At 36.9% G+C, this 15,986-nt stretch carries 15 protein-coding genes; 2 read left to right on the top strand and 13 right to left on the bottom strand.

Annotation, left to right across the window (positions count from 1 at the left end; all coding sequences use genetic code 11):
• Positions 1 to 32: 32 nt before the first annotated feature.
• The 13 genes from AC1DNH_RS14770 to rpsT all read right to left on the bottom strand — a co-directional run bounded on the left by AC1DNH_RS14770 (position 33) and on the right by rpsT (position 13,329).
• Entirely contained in the window at positions 33 to 2,849 is a 2,817-nt protein-coding gene (locus AC1DNH_RS14770; protein WP_477582999.1) for a TonB-dependent receptor, read from the bottom strand.
• A 111-nt stretch (positions 2,850 to 2,960) separates the two neighbouring features.
• Positions 2,961 to 3,476 (bottom strand): Mpo1 family 2-hydroxy fatty acid dioxygenase, encoded by a 516-nt coding sequence (locus AC1DNH_RS14765; RefSeq protein ID WP_477583001.1) that lies wholly within the window; start codon positions 3,474 to 3,476, stop codon positions 2,961 to 2,963.
• Positions 3,477 to 3,578: 102 nt separating this feature from the next.
• Positions 3,579 to 5,150 (bottom strand): ribonuclease Y, encoded by a 1,572-nt coding sequence (rny, locus tag AC1DNH_RS14760; protein WP_029277270.1) that lies wholly within the window; start codon positions 5,148 to 5,150, stop codon positions 3,579 to 3,581.
• Positions 5,151 to 5,444: 294 nt separating this feature from the next.
• Positions 5,445 to 5,735 carry a cell division protein ZapA gene (locus AC1DNH_RS14755; protein ID WP_029277272.1) on the bottom strand — a complete coding sequence of 97 codons (291 nt, stop codon included), beginning with the start codon at positions 5,733 to 5,735 and terminating at the stop codon, positions 5,445 to 5,447.
• Positions 5,736 to 5,768: 33 nt separating this feature from the next.
• Entirely contained in the window at positions 5,769 to 6,059 is a 291-nt protein-coding gene (locus tag AC1DNH_RS14750; RefSeq protein ID WP_029277274.1) for a hypothetical protein, read from the bottom strand.
• 31 nt (positions 6,060 to 6,090) lie between these two features.
• Complete coding sequence (gene pheT / locus AC1DNH_RS14745) at positions 6,091 to 8,490, bottom strand: phenylalanine--tRNA ligase subunit beta (protein WP_477625472.1); 2,400 nt, start codon at positions 8,488 to 8,490, stop codon at positions 6,091 to 6,093.
• 309 nt (positions 8,491 to 8,799) lie between these two features.
• A complete protein-coding gene (locus AC1DNH_RS14740) occupies positions 8,800 to 8,994 on the bottom strand; it encodes a hypothetical protein (RefSeq protein ID WP_477585865.1) in 195 nt (64 codons plus the stop codon).
• Positions 8,995 to 9,003: 9 nt separating this feature from the next.
• On the bottom strand, positions 9,004 to 9,198 hold the full coding sequence (locus AC1DNH_RS14735) for a hypothetical protein (RefSeq protein ID WP_215129284.1): 195 nt from the start codon (positions 9,196 to 9,198) through the stop codon (positions 9,004 to 9,006).
• Position 9,199: 1 nt separating this feature from the next.
• The gene (locus AC1DNH_RS14730; RefSeq protein ID WP_477625471.1) at positions 9,200 to 10,594 is read right to left on the bottom strand and encodes a radical SAM protein; all 1,395 of its coding nucleotides are present in this window, start codon (positions 10,592 to 10,594) and stop codon (positions 9,200 to 9,202) included.
• Between the two features lie 5 nt (positions 10,595 to 10,599).
• A complete protein-coding gene (locus AC1DNH_RS14725) occupies positions 10,600 to 11,358 on the bottom strand; it encodes a prolipoprotein diacylglyceryl transferase (RefSeq protein ID WP_477583928.1) in 759 nt (252 codons plus the stop codon).
• 3 nt (positions 11,359 to 11,361) lie between these two features.
• Positions 11,362 to 12,198, bottom strand: coding sequence for an endonuclease/exonuclease/phosphatase family protein (locus AC1DNH_RS14720; RefSeq protein ID WP_477583926.1), 837 nt, complete (start codon positions 12,196 to 12,198; stop codon positions 11,362 to 11,364).
• Between the two features lie 106 nt (positions 12,199 to 12,304).
• On the bottom strand, positions 12,305 to 13,003 hold the full coding sequence (gene radC, locus AC1DNH_RS14715) for a RadC family protein (protein WP_029277287.1): 699 nt from the start codon (positions 13,001 to 13,003) through the stop codon (positions 12,305 to 12,307).
• 71 nt (positions 13,004 to 13,074) lie between these two features.
• Positions 13,075 to 13,329 (bottom strand): 30S ribosomal protein S20, encoded by a 255-nt coding sequence (rpsT, locus tag AC1DNH_RS14710; protein ID WP_029277289.1) that lies wholly within the window; start codon positions 13,327 to 13,329, stop codon positions 13,075 to 13,077.
• A 242-nt stretch (positions 13,330 to 13,571) separates the two neighbouring features.
• On the opposite strand from rpsT, the gene purN reads away from it, so the two are divergent.
• Both purN and purH read left to right on the top strand, forming a co-directional pair.
• Positions 13,572 to 14,150, top strand: a complete 579-nt coding sequence (gene purN / locus AC1DNH_RS14705; RefSeq protein ID WP_477583924.1) for a phosphoribosylglycinamide formyltransferase — start codon at positions 13,572 to 13,574, stop codon at positions 14,148 to 14,150.
• 172 nt (positions 14,151 to 14,322) lie between these two features.
• Positions 14,323 to 15,849, top strand: a complete 1,527-nt coding sequence (gene purH / locus AC1DNH_RS14700; RefSeq protein ID WP_230145384.1) for a bifunctional phosphoribosylaminoimidazolecarboxamide formyltransferase/IMP cyclohydrolase — start codon at positions 14,323 to 14,325, stop codon at positions 15,847 to 15,849.
• Positions 15,850 to 15,986: the final 137 nt, after the last annotated feature.

The following is a 15,986-nucleotide window of genomic DNA, read 5'->3' as shown; positions in this document are numbered from 1 at the left end:
TAAACCGAAGGTTAAGGAATCGTAATATTAAATTAGAATGTGTAGCCAAGGCCTAACGACACGCCAACACCTCTTTTATAATCTTTAACAGTAAGGCTGTTCTCGTATATTTTCACTAAGCTCTTTTCGCCCAAATCAACTTTATAAGTTGGATTTAAGATATTCTCTACACCAAACTTTAAATCCCACTTGCTCGCAATTTTGTTGTTCCAGATCAAATCTAGTTTTCCAAATGGTTTCTCGTAGTAGTTATCTAAGCCATTGGTACCCACAGCATAAATACGTTCGCCATAAATATTATAGGCTAAAGTGATGGTGCTTTTCCAGTTTTTACCAAAATTACTTTCATGTTTGATATCAGCATTGATTAACCACGGTGACGCGCCCTGCAACTTGCGGGTATTATCATTACCAATAGCAGCAGTTTCAGCACTATTTTTTACCTTATCAATAGTAGTTTGGGTATACATCAATGAGGTATTGAAACCAACCGAGAAATTAGAAAGGGATTCGCTGAACCTTGAGAGTTGCAATAAAAATTCTAATTCAGCACCATATAAAACTGCTTTTTTAGAGTTATCATAAGTAATGGCTAAACCACCACTTCCTGCGGTTTGTGTAAATAAACGTTCTATAGGATTCTTCAAATATTTGGCAAAACCTGTTATGGCAAACATTTCTGTATTAGAAGGAAAAAACTCATATTTTACATCAACATTGTAGTTTTTACTGTTTACCACATTAGGGTTACCATTTTCGATAGTCGCATCCGGATTTACGAACTCTAATGGGAAAGCTTCCATAATAACCGGTTTGGTTAAGGTTTTTGAAAGTGATAGCCTTAAGTTCGTTTTCTCAGTAACCGAATATTTAAAGTTTACGGCTGGTAAAACATCAGTATTATTTTTAGTTACTCTCACAAGAGGGTCATCAAAAGTACCCTGATTTCTAAACCTGGTAATCCGTTGAGATTGCTCTACCCTTACCCCACCATTGATGTTAATTTTATCTCCGATAACCAACGATAAATCGGCATAACCAGCGTTAACACTTTCTTGCATGCGGGCAAGGTAGGTTGCACCTGTACCTTCATTATAAGTAAAGCCGCCATTAGCAATCTGACCAGCCAATGTAGCATCAGGCTGATTGGTATTAAAAGTAGCACTATTAGAGGCTAGATTTTGCGAAACTAAAAACCTGAAATTAGATTCTATTTTATTGAAAGAGCCATTGTAACCTAGTGTAAATTTATTGGCTTTTTCTTTATCGCCGTTTCCAAACTTCAAGTTATATTCCAATAAACCAGATCCGAAGAAATCGCCGTTAAAATCCATATACTGTCTTGAAATACTGTTGCCGGTATAACTAATTGATGTGGTATTCGCATCTAGCTGTACTCCTTTAAACGATTTTCTATCAGGAAGCTCATAACCTGTTTTTGAATAAGAAGCTCCTGCCCTTACGCTATGTCTGTCGTCTTCGGTTATTTTATAATTCGCGAATACCTGACCGGTAAAGAAATCGGTTTTTTGCAACTGGTTTAAACGGATAAATGAGTTAGTAACCGTAGCCTGGCTATTGGTATAACCCAGTTGATCCTGAATCATTGTTTCTGTTCCTTTTAAATAAAAGGCATTTAAATTAAGGTTTAACCTGTTGGTACCATAATTAATTGCACCTAATACCGATGAATTGGTAGAAAACCTATATTTAGTGGTATATAAGTTGTTGTCGTAAATACCTTGTGCGGTATTAAAGAAACGATCTACACCTTCTCTAATCTGAAAATTATTATCTGTATTTACAGAAACCAGATACTGGAAATAGCGGTTGTTTTCAAATCTGATTTTTCGTGTATGTAGTATACCAATATTTGTATTCAAAGGCGCATTTCCCTCTTCAACATCGAAACCGGATCCGAATTGCGAATTGGCTTCGTTTCCAGTCATGGTATAAGATGATGGTTTCTTGCCGAAAACCTTAGGTAAATCACGTCCATTATTAGGAAAACCAAAGTAATCTCCAATTGAAGTTTCACCTTCAGGTCTTAAGAATTTCTTAAAGCTACTGTTAGAAAGAAAGCTGGTACCAATATTAATTTTAGTTACTGCTTTTTCGCCCTTAGCGGTTACAATGTTAAAAGTTCCACCGGCAAAATCGCCATATAAGCCTGAGTTAAAAGTTTTGTAAGTTTCCAAAACACTTACAATATCCGTTGGAAAAAGATCTAAGGGGATAATTTTTTTAAACGGATTGTTAGAAGGTACTGCTAAACCATTTATTAATAAGTTGTTATACCTATCTTCTAAACCTCTTACAAATAAACCCCTGCCGTCTACCTTAGTAATACCTGTAATTTTTGTCAATCCTTCTTCAACATCACTTACACCTTTTCTAGATAGTTCCTGGATTCCGATGCCCTGTTTAATTTCTATTGCATTTTTTTGAAGCGATAAAAGTGCCGTTTCAGTCTCTCTACTTGCCTGGCCTTTTACCTGTACATCAGCCAATTTCTGAGAATTTGATTCATCAAGCGCCAGGTTTAAGGTAGTTGTACCTCCACCATTTACTTCAACAGCTGGTACCTCCTTTGTAGCATAACCTACGTACGATGCTTCGATAATAAATTTACCATCTTGCAATGCAGCAATAGTATATTTACCATCAGCTCCTGTAGAAGTACCTTTAGTGGTACCTTTAATTTTAACCGTTACTCCAATTAAGGTTTCGCCGGTTTTTTTATCGGTAACTGTTCCAGAAATTTTTCCTGTCTGCGCATATGATAATATGCTGATCGTTAAAGCGAACACAGTGAGTGCCGCTCTTTTAAAAGAGTTTAGTAAGTCCAATTTGCCTTTATTTGATAAGGGCAAAAGTATTACCACAGTGTTAACTGCAAGTTAGGTATTAATTAATATTACTTTACCTTAAGGTTAACTGAATGTTAATCACTTTTCGAATCAGTAACGAATACCTACTTTCTTACAAATGAAGTGCAATAACCAGATCGGACCTATTAACAAGAACTTAACATCATCAAGGAATGAAGGTTTTTTCCCCTCAATTTTATGCCCAATAAACTGACCGATCCAGGCGGCTACAAATATTGCCGCATAAATGGCATAGGCCGTTCCACTACCTAAGCCTACCGCCTGTTCAATTTTAACGATGATGTAACTCATTAAACCCACCACCCAGATCATTAAGAAAAACAACACAGGTGAAAGTGTAAAGTAATAATACAAGCTAAAGGCCAATAGAAAAGACGCCCAGTTAAAGAAACCGTTGTAGCTACCTAAAAAACCGATATGTGGAAAAGGAATCTGCCAGATCAACCCCAGTAAGCTGAATACAATTAACGGAACACAGATCCAGTGCACCAGCTTGTTTGTTGGATTTTGGTGACTTTCGGCATACTTATCAAAAAGCACATCTACTGCCCGCTTTGGTTCGATTGTTATGGTTTGCTTGCTCATTATGTAAAAATAAAAAAAAGCGATGGAATATCCATCGCTTTATAATTTGTTTTGTCCTTCAGACCTTATAGGTTTTTAAAAACCTATAAGGTCTTTAAAAAATTATTTCGCAAATGCTACAGAACGGGTTTCTCTAATTACAGTAACCTTAATCTGCCCTGGATAAGTCATTTCGGTTTGAATACGGGTTGAAATATCTGCAGCTAAAAGTTCTGCCTGTGCATCAGTAATACGTTCACTTTCTACAATCACACGTAATTCTCTACCAGCCTGAATTGCAAACGTTTTTTCAACGCCAGGATAAGATAAAGCCAGTTCTTCTAAATCTTTAAGGCGTTTGATATAACTTTCTACCACCTCGCGACGTGCACCCGGACGCGCACCAGAGATTGCGTCACAAGCCTGTACGATTGGAGAGATCATTGAAGTCATCTCAATTTCATCGTGGTGGGCACCAATAGCATTACAAATTTCAGGGTGCTCTTTATATTTCTCGGCCAATTGCATACCTAAAATTGCGTGTGGCAATTCAGGGTTATCATCAGGCACTTTACCTATATCGTGTAATAAACCTGCGCGTTTAGCCATTTTAGCATTTAAGCCTAATTCGGCAGCCATCGTCGCACAGAAATTAGCTACCTCACGAGAGTGATGTAACAAGTTTTGTCCGTAAGATGAACGGTAACGCATACGGCCAACCATACGGATTAACTCAGGGTGTAAACCATGGATACCTAAATCGATTACTGTACGCTCACCAATCTCTACAATTTCGTCTTCGATCTGTTTTTTGGTTTTCGCTACAATTTCCTCGATACGAGCCGGGTGGATACGACCATCTGTTACCAAACGGTGTAAAGCCAAACGGGCAATTTCTCTTCTTACCGGATCGAAACCTGATAAAATAATTGCTTCTGGTGTATCATCAACAATAATCTCAATACCGGTAGCAGCTTCTAAAGCACGGATGTTTCTACCCTCTCTACCAATAACACGACCTTTAATCTCATCGCTTTCGATATGAAAAATAGAAACCGAATTTTCAATTGCAGCTTCGGTAGCAGTACGCTGAATGGTTTGGATTACTACTTTTTTAGCTTCTTTGCTCGCCGTTAACTTTGCCTCATCAACAATATCCTTCACCTGCATCATTGCCTGTGTACGGGCTTCTTGTTTCAGATTTTCTACCAATTGCTCTTTAGCTTCTTCGGCAGACAGACCAGCAATGGTTTCTAATTGTTTTAGGTGTTGGTTTTTAAGCACTTCAACTTCTTCTTGCTTTTTAATCGCAATTTCGGTTTGCTTTTCTAAAACGCTTTTTTGTTTATCGAGTTCTTGTTCTTTTTTATTGAAATTTTCCATGCGCTGGTTTACCGATTGCTCTTTCTGCTTCATGGTATTTTCGCGTTGGTTAATGTTATTGTTTTTGGCATTTACTTCTTGCTCATGCTCCGCTTTCATTTGCAAAAACTTTTCTTTTGCTTCTAAAAGTTTATTCTTTTTTAAGATCTCTGCATTGTTTTCAGCATCTTTTAAAATCTTTTTCACTTTGTTCTGTGCTGCAACTTCCTGCTGTTTAAGCAAGTTACGCAGTAGGAATCTTCCTACCACCACTCCGATAGCAATACCCGCTATTACGGCAAATACGTATCCTAATATTTCAACTATTTCCATTTTGTTTTTTAAGTAAAAAAAAACCGCAACTAATTTTTAAAGTCTCATACATTTTAAACCTCAACTAAGCATAATTAGGGTTTAAGCCATTTTCAGGTGCCATAGCAGATGAAATACGCCCTCTTAACCCTATAGATATTGAAGTGTTAAGTTTTATAAAATTTGAAACTCAAAAACTAGCCGCGGCTATGTTTTTATGCTAATATTAGCGTCGTCATCCTAAATTTATTTCAGGATCTCATTAAATAAGCTCTGAAACAAGTTCAGAGTGACGAATCGCCGAAAGAACGAACCTTATTTTGAAAAGAAATTACTGAGTAAAACATCCAATTCTTCAACTTTATCGGCAACAGCAGTATCCTGATTTTGTACTTTATTTTCTGTTCTTAATACGGCTGTTGCATAGTGTAATACTGCCATAGAAAGAAGATCCTGCTTATCTCTAACCGCATAATTATCCTGATAATCTTTTATGCGCTCATTGATCATTTTTGCTGCCCGTCTCACAATTTCTTCCTCTTCCATATTCACCTTTAGTGGATAAATACGGTCGGAAATGGTTATTTTAATCGAGATTTCTCCCATTTGTTTAGCTTAGTTTCTGATTTCTCTGCATCATTATTTTTTTAATAATGCAATACTTTTATCAATCTCCCGCACAAAATCGTTAATTTTTTGTTTAATGTCAAGCGATTTTTCGCTTGTTCCCTCTATACTTTTAGCCAATTTTGTAACCCTTAATTTTTCATCAAGTTCTACATTTTTGCCTTTCGCTGTATCGAGTGCTACTTTTAACGATTGATTTTCAAGCTTTAATAAATCATTTTCTTCCTGTAGCGCATTACATAGCTCTAATACCTGAGCCGTTTTTTGTAATACCTTATCTAATTGATCTGCAACAGAAGTCATGAATTTATTTCTAAAAATACGAATTTATATTTTATTTCCTAATTTCTGCACCAGCTTGTGCCGTTAAATTCGCGATTAATTTCTGCATCGTGTTTTCAATCTGCTTATCGGTTAAGGTTTGTTCCTCATCCTGCAAAATGAAGTTCAAGGCATACGATTTTTTGCCTTCAGGTAATTTATCACCTACATACACATCGAACACACCAACCTCTTTGATCAGCTTTTTATCAGTTTTGAAAGCAATACCTTTTAAAGTATCAAAAGTTACCGCCTGATCGATCAATAAAGATAAATCTCTACGCACTTGCGGGTACTTAGAAACCTCTTTGTTAACGATTTTATTTTTCCTTACAATATCCAACAAGGCAGCCCAATCAAAATCGGCATAAAAAACCTCCGCACTTACATCGGCTACTTTACGGTCGGCTTTTGAAACTGCACCAAAACTTACCAGGGTCTTATCTCCACGGAAATATTTAATCCCGTAAGCAAAGTTTTCATCGTTTAAGGTATCGGTTTGATAGCTTGCAATACCCAAACGGCTTATAATGGCATCAACTGCCGATTTTAAGTTATAAAAGGTAGCCGATTTAGCATTGTGGTTCCATTGCTCGCTCTGTTTAGCACCCGAGATCAACAATAATAACCTTGAGCGCTCTATATACTGCTCATTAATTAAGTGATAGGTTTTACCAAATTCATAAAACTTAACATCAGCATTTTTACGGTTCTGGTTGTAAGCCACACTTTCTAATGCCGGCATCAGTAAATGCTGGCGCATTACATTTAAATCGCTGCTTAATGGATTTAAAATAAATACAGCTTCGTCTAAATTTTTCGAATAAGCCGATTTAGTTAACGAGTTGCACATAATTTCTGCATAACCGTTTGAGGTAAGCATATCTGCAATTACGTTGTGCGTATTTTCTTTTTCAGGTTTGATGCTGTAAGAAAGCGATGCATTTACCTTTGAAGGGATTTCGATATTGTTATAGCCGTAAATACGCAATACTTCTTCTGTAATATCACATTCGCGGGTTACATCAACTTTAAACGATGGTACTCTTAAAGCCAAAGTATCTTCAGAGGTATTGGTTGCAGCAATACCCAAAGCGGTAATAATGTGTTTAATTTCGGCTGATGGAATGTTTGCACCAATTAATTTATTGATATTGGTATAACTTACTTCAAACTCGAACGGCTTGATATGACTTGGATAAATATCAGAAACTGATGAAGAGATTTCCCCGCCAGCCAGTTGTTTAATTAATAATGCTGCATATTTTAAAGCCGTAACCGTAATCTCCGGATCGGTACCACGCTCGTAACGGAAAGAAGCATCGGTTTTTAAGCCATGTCTTTTTGAGGTTTTACGTACAGAAACCGAATTAAAATAAGCACTTTCCAAGAAAATATTTTTGGTATTAGCATCAACTCCAGAAGATTTTCCACCGAAAACACCTGCAATACACATTGGTGTTTCGGTATTGCAGATCATTAAATCATCTGCGCTGAGTTTACGCTCAACATCATCAAGGGTTACAAAAGGTGTCCCCTCAGCTACTTTTTTCACGATTACTTTTCCGCCCGTAATTTTGTCGGCATCGAAAGCATGTAAAGGCTGTCCTAAACCATGAAGCACATAATTGGTAATATCAACCACATTATTGATGGGACGTAAACCAATTACCTTTAATTTATCTTTTAACCACTCTGGCGATTCTTTTACAGTAACACCAGAAAGTGTTAGGCTGCTATAACGCGGACAAGCGGCTAAATCTTCTACTTCTACCGGAATTACCAGATTTTCGTTATCTGTTTTAAAAGCTGAAAGATCAGGCATTTCATATTCACTTCTGAAATAAGCGGCCAAATCTCTCGCCACACCTAAATGAGAAGCCGCATCAGCACGGTTTGGTGTTAATCCGATTTCGAAAACAAAATCGTCATCCATTTTGAAATGGTCTTTTGCACGGATTCCTATTTCGGTATCATTGGCAAGGATCATAATCCCATCATGCGATTTACCTAAACCGATTTCATCTTCGGCACAGATCATTCCCTGCGAAAGTTCTCCCCTGATTTTTGATTCTTTTATTTTAAATGGTTCGCCCTCTAAAGGATATACAGTTGTGCCTACGGTAGCTACTACCACTTTTTGGCCAGCACCTACATTTGGGGCACCGCAAACAATCTGAAGGTTTTCTTTACCCCCAACGTTTACCGTAGTAATGCGCAAACGATCGGCATTGGGATGCYGAACACAGGTTAATACTTCGCCGATAACCAAGCCCTCTAAACCGCCCACAACAGGCTGCACTTTTTCTACACTTTCTACTTCTAAACCAACATTGGTAAGAATTAACGAAAGTTCCTGAGGTGTTTTATCGATCTGTACGAATTGTTTTAACCAGTTATATGATATTTTCATTTATTGAGATTTGAGATTCTAGACATGAGATTTGAGACTTATGAGCGCTAAAACCTTGGTTCAAGAATTATAAAACGCAAAGATATTATTTAAAGGTCAAAGGAGAAAGTTAAATTATTGAGATTTGAGATTCTAGACATGAGATTTGAGGCATGCGAGCGCCAAAACCTTAGTTCGAGAATTATAAAACGCAAACATATTATTTAAAGGTCAAAGGAGAAAGTTAAATTATCGAGATTTGAGATTCTAGACATGAGATTTGAGACTTATGAGCGCTAAAACCTTGGTTCAAGAACACAATAAAAATGACTAATGGCCAATATTTAAATTAGATAGAATTACTGCGCATGCTCCTGCCCCTATTACCAACATTATAATAGATGCAATAACCAGTTTAAGGCCGGGTTTAACGGGTTGATTTTTCGCAGCTTTTACAATGATCTGAATGATGCCAATTACAAACAACAATGCGACAACTACCCAATATACAATAAAAAGTCCCATAGCCGATATTTAACTGTTAAAGAGCAACACCGCACAGGCACCAAAACCAATGACCATCATAATTACCGAAATAATAAGCAATTTTAACCCAGATTTTACAGGCTCGTTCCTTGATGATTTGATAATAATCTGAATAATTCCCACCACAAAGAGTACAACTGCAGTAAGACAATAAACAATGAATAATCCAAATAAACCTTCCATGTTAGTTCATATTTAATTTTTCCCTGATCAGATCTATTTTGTTGTCGCGGTAAAAAATATTCATAGTTTCGAAGGGTACCATTTTATATTTATCGCTCACAATGTGCACGCATGACTTTTTAACAGCGCGTACATCAAAATCCAGCGGGTCCATAAAATTCATGATGATGATCCGAAATAAATTATCGTAACTTAAACTATCCGATTTTACCCTTGGAAGGCAACACATCAATTCGCCAAAGGTATCTTCGGCACAATCTACCGAAACACCTGTACTAAACAAATTCAGCATGTGTTCTTTCAATTTTTCATCGTGTTCGAAAACGATGGTATTTTTCGAATTGTTGAGTAAATCTTCCGGATTGATCAGATGTGTCATCGGGATCACCTCATCGCCGATTTTTAATGCATAACCCATACACAGCGCATCGGGATTACAGGGTACAGGGATTAAATCCTGAGGGGTAAAAACAGGGTATTGCTCATAAATTTTTCTGCGCACCTCAGTTAGGGTGATTCTTCCCTGTTGATCGTTATAATCATCATTTCTTCCGGCAACCTGAGTAGGCTGGAAAGTAACGCCGCGAACACATTTCTGCTTAAGTGCATAATCTAAAATATCGCCAATTTCATGATCGTTAAGGCCATTTTGCAAAGTAACCACCAAAGTAGTAGATACATTAAACTGGTTGAGGTGATCGATGGCTTTTCTTCTTACTTCTGTAAGGTCTTCTCCCCTTAGCTTGGTTAATACTTCGGCGCTGAAACTATCAAACTGCAGGTAAATTTCGAAATCGGGCATATAGCTTGCTAATTTTTCTACAAAGCCAATATCTTTTGCAATCCTGATACCATTCGTATTCACCATTAAATGTTTAATGGGTTTTGTTTTGGCAAGGTCTAAAATCTTAAAAAAATCGGGATGTACGGTTGGTTCTCCACCCGAAAGTTGAACCACATCGGGTTCACCCTCGTTTGCCACAACAACATCCATCATACGCTCTATTTCTTCCAGTGTACGGTGCCTGCCATAACTTGGCGATGACATGGCATAACATGTTGGACAGGCCAGGTTGCAACGATCAGTAACCTCTATTACGGTTAAACACGAATGTTGTTCATGATCGGTACACAAACCGCAATCGTAAGGGCAACCGTAGTGCACTTTAGTATTAAACTTAAGTGGCATTTCCGATTGTTTATTGTAATTCCTGATCTGTTTGTAATATTCTACATCATCAGCAATCATTACTTTGCTATCGCCATGCGTTCTGCAATTCTTCAGCATAAATACCTTAGCATCCTGAAAAACAATTTTCGCATCGCAAAGCTGTAAACATTCGGGGCAAAGACTTTTGGTATAATCGTAGTATATATAATCTCTGGTATTGGCCATAATGTTTACTGTTTATGTAAAATCTGTTTCGAAATTCTGATGATGAATTTATAATAATAAATAAAAATAAACAATGCAGACCAATGAATGCTGCTTAAATTTAAAAATAATGAATGGTAAGGTTTTATAAATTCTACCCAAAAACGGAACAGAAAATACAATACCATAAACAATTTAAAACGGTCTCCATTGATCAATGCCATATTTTTCAAGCCATTGAACAAAAAAATCAAAAGTATGAGGTAAACCATTTCGTAGAGCATAATGGGATGCCGCAATATGCCATCGCCCAAATCCATACCCGTAAAAAAATGGGTTGGGATGCCGTAGGTTGGCTCGTCGATCCCCATGGAAAAACAACCGATACGGCCAATAATAAGGGCAACCAAAATCGGGATAACGTAGACATCTCCGGAGGCGGTATTCACACCTATTATCTTTTTTATCAATTCAACACCGAACAAACCTCCAAGCAAACCGCCAACAATGGTTTTACTTTGATAAAGAACTGAAAAACTAAGGTGGTGAAGTACTTCAGGCGTTTCGAGCACAGCAATTACACGCGAGCCAATTAATGCTCCAAGCATAGCGCCCAGCATAATCCACAGCCTGTTTTCGTCAGATATCGGGTCTTTAATTCCTTTTTTATAGAAATAATATAACCTAACACCAATTATAAATGCCAGTGTTTCGAAAATATAATGATAATGATATGGGTTACCAAAAAGCTCGAATTGAAAGGGAAACAGAGATTTTAACAGCATTTATTAAAACCAAAGTCTGCAAAAAACAGGTAAATGGTCAGAATAATACCTTTTATCCTTACTATCAGTTAATACAGCGAATTTCTGCACCTTAAATCCTTTGTTTACAAAAATGTAGTCGATCCTGTTTTTCAGGTCACTGTTAAAATCAAAAGCATTAAAAGTACCTGTCGGGCCATATGGGGGCTCTACAGAAACATCTTTCGCATCGATAAGAAAAGATTTTATAGTAGCAATGGCTTCTGTCTCTGGCGTTACGTTTAAGTCGCCGGTAAAAACAACCGGTAGCGTTGGTGCAATCTGCTGAATTTTACGTTTAAGCAATTTAGCTGATTCGATCCTTGCCCGAACACCGATATGATCGTAATGTGTGTTAAAAACGATAAACTCTTTTTTATTCTGTTTATCGTACAATTTAACCCAGCTGCATACCCGGTTAAGTGCGGCATCCCAACCTTTTGATGGAACATCTGGTGTTTCTGACAACCAAAAAGTTCCGCCATCCTTTTTAGTGAACCTGTTTTTATCAAAATAAACAGCAGAAAATTCTCCCTTTCTTTTACCATCTTCACGACCAACACCCACTACATCGAAATTGGAATTCTCCAAAAGCGCATCAAACTGTTCAGGTAAGGCTTCCTGTACACAAAGAATATCAGCATCATGAAATTTCACCAGGGCTTTAACATTATCTTTCCGGTTAGGCCAGGCATTAACACCATCAGACGCTACATTTAAACGGATATTGTAAGTAATAATATTAATTGGGACTGCCGTTTTTTGCGCAAATGCCATAACGGTTAACAAAAGAAAAACAGGGATGATTTTTAAAGTATTCATAAATATAATTACACAATTTAATTAATGCTGGCTAGCCAGTAATATTTAATTTAAGCCGCTATTATACTAATTTAACGTTAATTGTATTTTAACAACCAAATATCTTTTAAATTAAATCTTCATCCCGATAACTATAGTAACGGTTATTGGCAAAAATCAGGTGATCGACCACATACAGGCTAAGCAAATTTCCTGAAGCAACCATATTCCTGGTCAATTTATCGTCGCTCTCACTGGGTTTTAAACTTCCGGAAGGATGGTTATGTGCCAATACAATATTTGCGGCATTGTTTTCTAAAGCTGTTTTAAAAATAATTTTCGGATCGGCTACCGTACCCGCCTGCCCCCCTTTACTAATCAAAAATTTACCTATTACCCGGTTAGACCTGTTTAGGAGTAATATCCAGAACTCTTCGTGATTGAGATTAGCGAAAGTTTGATGTAAATATTTATAAACATCGTTAGAAGTAGTAACATGGGTAATGGCCTCCTCCGCAGTTTCCTTCCGCCGCAAACCAAGCTCCAGAGCGGCAATTATAGTTAATGCTTTGGCTTCTCCAATACCTCTAAACCTGGAAAGCTCCAGAATAGAAGCTTTTCCCAGTTTTGTTAAATTGTTGTCGTAAAACGATAAAATCCTTTTACTTAAATCTACAGCGGTTTCGTTTTTACTTCCTGAGCCAATTAAAATAGCAATCAGTTCGGCATCTGTTAAATGTCTTCGGCCATGTAATAAAAGTTTTTCACGCGGGCGATCTTCTTCGGCCCATAACTTTATACCTAGTTTCTGTTCGTAATTTTCCATTTTTTTTAGACAAAAAAAGGCATCCTAACTTTTGGTTAGGATGCCTTTACTAATATCGTAAAAAAATTGGCTTATTTTAAACCGTTAACGAATTTCGTTAATTTTGATTTGTTATTAGCCGCTTTGTTTTTGTGGATAATATTCTTTTTAGCTAAACGATCTAACATAGAGATTACTTTTGGCAATAAATCAGATGCAGATTTTTTATCTTCTGCAGCACGTAATCTTTTAATAAAGGTACGTGTAGTTTTTGCCTGATATCTGTTACGTAAACGTTTTGTTGCGTTTGCTCTAATTCTTTTTAATGAAGATTTATGATTTGCCATTTCTATTTAGCCTTTTATTTTTCTTATTCGTTTCCTATAATTCGGGTTGCAAATATAGGATTAATGTTTTTAAATTACAAAACACTTTCAACTTTTTTTTCATTAAAATTGAACCCCATTTCCGAACTGCAAAAATACGTTAAAATTATTCATTATAAATACTTTAACTTAATTCAATAAAATTTCCTTTCGATTAAGAAAACAGGCTTAAAAATACTATTTTTGGGCAAAACGATTTTTGAGTGAAAAAACGAATAGCCATCTTTGCATCAGGTTCTGGCTCCAATGCCCAAAAACTGATGGAGCATTTTAAACGGAGTAATGAAATAGAAATATCTTTGGTGTTAACCAACAATGCAGATGCCTATGTATTGCAGAGAGCTGATAATTTCGAAATCCCCACTCATATTTTCGACAAAAACGAGTTCTACAAAACCGATGAAGTGATAGATCTTCTCAAAAATCTTGAAATCGATTTTGTTGTGCTTGCGGGTTTTCTCTGGCTGATCCCTAAAAACCTGATCCATGCTTACCCCGGCAGAATTGTAAATATCCATCCGGCAATCCTTCCAAAGTTTGGCGGTAAAGGCATGTACGGAGACCATGTACACAATGCCGTTATGGCCGCCGGCGAAACTGAAGGCGGAATAACCATTCATTATGTTAATGAAAACTATGACGAAGGAGAATATATTTATCAGGCAAGGTACAGAATAGACAAAAACGACAATCTGGAAATGGTAAAGTTTAAAGGTCAGCAGCTCGAACACCAGCATTACCCACGTATTGTAGAAACCATTGTTAAAAAAATCAGCAAATAAATCACACAATAAAACGGGTTAATAAGGATATTTAATCAGGCTTTAGGAGAGCTTACCTGGCAAATGAATATACCTTATTATATATAGTGGAATAAAATTTAATATTGATAGGTAAATCTCATTAAAAAACAATCCTGTTTTACTACCTTTGCGGCTCAAAATTTTCAGTAGAATGAGTCAATCCATTAAAATCAAAAACGCTTTAATCTCAGTATATTATAAAGATGGTTTGGAGCCATTGGTAAAATTGTTGGCCGCGCAAGGGGTACAGTTATTTTCTACCGGTGGAACAGAGCAATTCATCAAAGATTTAAATCTTCCGGTTACGGCGGTTGAAGATTTAACAGGTTATCCATCTATTTTAGGCGGACGTGTTAAAACCCTACATCCGAAAGTATTTGGTGGAATTTTAAACCGTAGAGCGTTAGCGGGAGATCAGGAGCAGATTGCTGAATATGAGATCCCTGAAATTGATTTGGTTATTGTTGACTTATACCCTTTTGAAGAAACCGTAAAAGCAGGCGGAACACCAGAAGAAATTATCGAGAAAATAGATATTGGTGGTATTTCCTTAATCCGTGCAGCTGCGAAAAACTTCAACGATGTGGTGATTATCGCATCGAAAAACGACTACCCTACTTTACAAGCCCAATTAGAAGCCCAAAATGGTGAAACTACTTTAGCACAACGTAAATCGTTCGCTAAAACAGCTTTCCACACTTCTTCACACTACGATACTGCAATTTTTAATTATTTCAATACAGAAGAGCCTCTTGATGTTTTCAAACAAAGCGTAACAGAAGCTAAAACTTTGCGTTATGGCGAAAACCCTCATCAAGGTGGTGTATTCTATGGCGATTTAGACGCCATGTTTACCAAATTGAATGGTAAAGAACTTTCTTATAACAATCTGGTAGATGTAGATGCAGCTGTTGCATTGATCGACGAATTTGAAGATCCAACTTTTGCAATCTTAAAACATACAAACGCTTGTGGTATTGCTTCCCGCCCTACTGTTAAACAAGCCTGGATTGATGCATTGGCCTGCGATCCGGTTTCTGCTTTTGGTGGTGTATTGATTACCAATGTTGCGGTAGATTTAGAAACGGCTCAAGAAATCAACAATCTTTTCTTTGAAGTATTAATAGCACCTTCTTACCAAGCAGAAGCAATTGAGTTATTCAGCAAAAAGAAAAACCGCGTTATTTTACAACGTAACGAGGTTGAGTTGAGCAAAAAACAATTTAAAACCTTATTAAACGGTGTAATTGAGCAGGATAAAGATTTAATTATCGAAGGTCCTGAACAAATGACAACCGTAACCGATAAAGCACCAACTGCACAAGAGTTAAAAGATTTATTCTTTGCCAACAAAATTGTAAAACATACTAAATCGAACACCATTGTTTTGGTTAAGGATGATGTTTTAATTGCAAGCGGCGTTGGTCAAACTTCGCGTGTTGACGCCTTAAGACAAGCGATTGAAAAAGCAGCGGCTTTCGGATTCAGCGTTAAAGGTGCTGCTATGGCTTCTGATGCTTTCTTTCCTTTCCCTGATTGTGTTGAAATTGCTGCCGAAGCCGGAATTACAGCTGTGCTACAACCAGGTGGATCGATTAAAGATGCTGATTCTGTTGCTAAAGCAAACGAAAAAGGCATTGCAATGGTAACCACTGGGGTAAGACACTTTAAACACTAATCAAGCTTAAAGCCGAAAGACTAAAGCTTAAAGTGAAGATTCTTATAAAGCTTAATGGCTTAAAACTTTAGTCTTTTAGCTTTGTTCTTTTAGCTCTTTATTTTCTGAACATTTTAATTGCCTTAAAAACAATTTAA

This window comes from Pedobacter sp. 01N310 (genome assembly GCF_056399805.1).
Note: the sequence above shows the minus strand (reverse complement) of the source record. Positions and strands in the feature narration are given on the sequence as shown.

What these genes read in the sequence shown, in the direction of transcription:
- AC1DNH_RS14725 (WP_477583928.1), bottom strand. Translation starts at nt 11,358, where the DNA reads ATGCTGTTAAAATCTCTGTTTCCCTTTCAATTCGAGCTTTTTGGTAAC.
- AC1DNH_RS14740 (WP_477585865.1), bottom strand. Translation starts at nt 8,994, where the DNA reads ATGGGACTTTTTATTGTATATTGGGTAGTTGTCGCATTGTTGTTTGTA.
- purH (WP_230145384.1), top strand. Translation starts at nt 14,323, where the DNA reads ATGAGTCAATCCATTAAAATCAAAAACGCTTTAATCTCAGTATATTAT.
- rny (WP_029277270.1), bottom strand. Translation starts at nt 5,150, where the DNA reads ATGGAAATAGTTGAAATATTAGGATACGTATTTGCCGTAATAGCGGGT.
- AC1DNH_RS14765 (WP_477583001.1), bottom strand. Translation starts at nt 3,476, where the DNA reads ATGAGCAAGCAAACCATAACAATCGAACCAAAGCGGGCAGTAGATGTG.
- AC1DNH_RS14720 (WP_477583926.1), bottom strand. Translation starts at nt 12,198, where the DNA reads ATGAATACTTTAAAAATCATCCCTGTTTTTCTTTTGTTAACCGTTATG.
- radC (WP_029277287.1), bottom strand. Translation starts at nt 13,003, where the DNA reads ATGGAAAATTACGAACAGAAACTAGGTATAAAGTTATGGGCCGAAGAA.
- AC1DNH_RS14755 (WP_029277272.1), bottom strand. Translation starts at nt 5,735, where the DNA reads ATGGGAGAAATCTCGATTAAAATAACCATTTCCGACCGTATTTATCCA.
- rpsT (WP_029277289.1), bottom strand. Translation starts at nt 13,329, where the DNA reads ATGGCAAATCATAAATCTTCATTAAAAAGAATTAGAGCAAACGCAACA.
- AC1DNH_RS14735 (WP_215129284.1), bottom strand. Translation starts at nt 9,198, where the DNA reads ATGGAAGGTTTATTTGGATTATTCATTGTTTATTGTCTTACTGCAGTT.
- AC1DNH_RS14750 (WP_029277274.1), bottom strand. Translation starts at nt 6,059, where the DNA reads ATGACTTCTGTTGCAGATCAATTAGATAAGGTATTACAAAAAACGGCT.
- AC1DNH_RS14730 (WP_477625471.1), bottom strand. Translation starts at nt 10,594, where the DNA reads ATGGCCAATACCAGAGATTATATATACTACGATTATACCAAAAGTCTT.